The sequence below is a fragment of the Xanthomonas cissicola genome (genome assembly GCF_008801575.1).
Taxonomy (GTDB): domain Bacteria; phylum Pseudomonadota; class Gammaproteobacteria; order Xanthomonadales; family Xanthomonadaceae; genus Xanthomonas; species Xanthomonas cissicola.
Genome location: NZ_VZPL01000184.1, coordinates 1 through 1,519, shown reverse-complemented (window position 1 = coordinate 1,519; position 1,519 = coordinate 1). Strand labels below are relative to the sequence as shown.

2 protein-coding genes and 2 pseudogenes are annotated in these 1,519 nt (G+C 60.8%); all 4 read right to left on the bottom strand.

The features are described 5' to 3' along the window. Positions 1-68 (bottom strand): annotated as a pseudogene (locus F7R02_RS27650) (transposase); the annotation flags it as partial. A gap of 44 nt (positions 69-112) precedes the next feature. Then, complete coding sequence (locus F7R02_RS25300; RefSeq protein ID WP_208789148.1) at positions 113-979, bottom strand: IcmG-like type IV secretion system protein; 867 nt, start codon at positions 977-979, stop codon at positions 113-115. Positions 980-988: 9 nt separating this feature from the next. Next, on the bottom strand, positions 989-1,408 hold the full coding sequence (locus F7R02_RS25295) for a TrbI/VirB10 family protein (protein WP_235857374.1): 420 nt from the start codon (positions 1,406-1,408) through the stop codon (positions 989-991). Beyond that, positions 1,402-1,519, bottom strand: a pseudogene (locus F7R02_RS25290) (IS5-like element ISCARN85 family transposase); the annotation flags it as partial. The pseudogene F7R02_RS25290 and the gene F7R02_RS25295, both read right to left, overlap by 7 nt.

Here is a 1,519-nt window from a genome sequence, read left to right as displayed (position 1 = left end):
ATCGCCACGCCGCTTTCGGCTTCGCGCAGAAAGCCGATGACCTGCTCGTCAGTAAAACGTTTCTTCACGTCCAATCTCCTCGGGGTAGGGAATTGGACTCCAAACTGAGGCGCTACTCAAAATTGGGTGGACGTCGCGACACAGTCTCCCCGTTCTTGAGCTGCAGCCAGGCTCGTCCCTCAAGGACCGCTTTCAGTTGGATACCGCTTGCGGGCAGCGGTTCGGGCTTTGCGGCGGCCGTTACCGACGTAGGGGCCGGCCTTGTTGCGCTATCTCGCGATTTCGGACGCGCAGGCGATGCGTTTCGCCGTGCCGGCTGTGTTCGCGGCGCGGTGGCAACCGTGCGTCCCGAGGCGGTCATTGTTGCGACGCGCTTTTCGAGCTCCATCACTCTCGCCCTCAGTGCCTCCAGCTCCGTCTCAGCAACTGCAGACTGGTCACTTGAGGGAGTTGCCTGCGGCGTCACAGAAGACTGGCTAGTTGCAACCGCGACCGGGGGTTGCTGAGCAGCAGGTTGCTGCTGGGCGATTTGCTGCCCAGCCTGCACCCCTGCTCCATGGTCGTTCTGCTGCGCAGGCGCGCTTTCGCCGCTGCCAGGCGTCCCCTGGTCAGCGGTCAATGACACCGGGGCGTCCGCCGCGGCACTGGCCGCGATCTGCCCACTTGCCGTTTCTCCGGGTACCCCGTACGGGTTAACCGCGGTCGCAGGTGCTCCCGTCATCGGGACAGCTGCCTGCTCTTGGACAGGGATGGACAGCGTGTCAGTAGCGGCCCCGCCACGGTTGATCAGCTTGTAGCCGAACCAACCAACGAAGGCCACGATAAGGACGACAAAGCCGATGAGCATGTACTTGGCCATATTGGCCTTCCCAGCTGTCTCCGCCGCAGGATTGCTCTGGGATTCGGTGGTGAACACCGACTGGTCGTCGCTGTATTCGCCTGCGGGTAGTGCGTCGTCGTGATTGAAGTTGTTGTTCATGGGGCGCCTTTAGTTGCCGAATGCGGATGCAGGGACGTCGCTCAGAAAGAGCACGCCGATCTCGGTTTTCTGGCCGATACTCGCCGTGGGCTTCCTGTTGATGGTGGGCTGCAGCATCTGGGTTGCATTCGTTCCGACTTTTCCGAGTCCGACAAGCGCCAGCTGCCGATCATTGAAGGCGTCTTTCTGCACGACAACGGTTTGTCCGGTGGTCACAACGTTCTCTTGCTGACCGCCAGCGATCAGAGCCTCGCTTACCCCACTCAACACCGACGAGAAGAACAACGAAGCCATCCGCGACGCGGTATGCCTGTTGACGTCACCGACGCTGGCGCGCGAGGTCGTGGGATCGATTGCGACTGCATCGATCTCAACTGCGTCGCGCTTTTGCGCCCCGCTAGGAGGAGTAAGACTAGGGCCTGTTAACACATCCGAAGCCCATCAACGACTAGGACGAAGCTGAGGAATCCAAGGAACATGACATCCAGCTTCTCGAAGCGCGAGAAAATCCGGCGGTAGCCTTTCAAGCGACGGAACAGT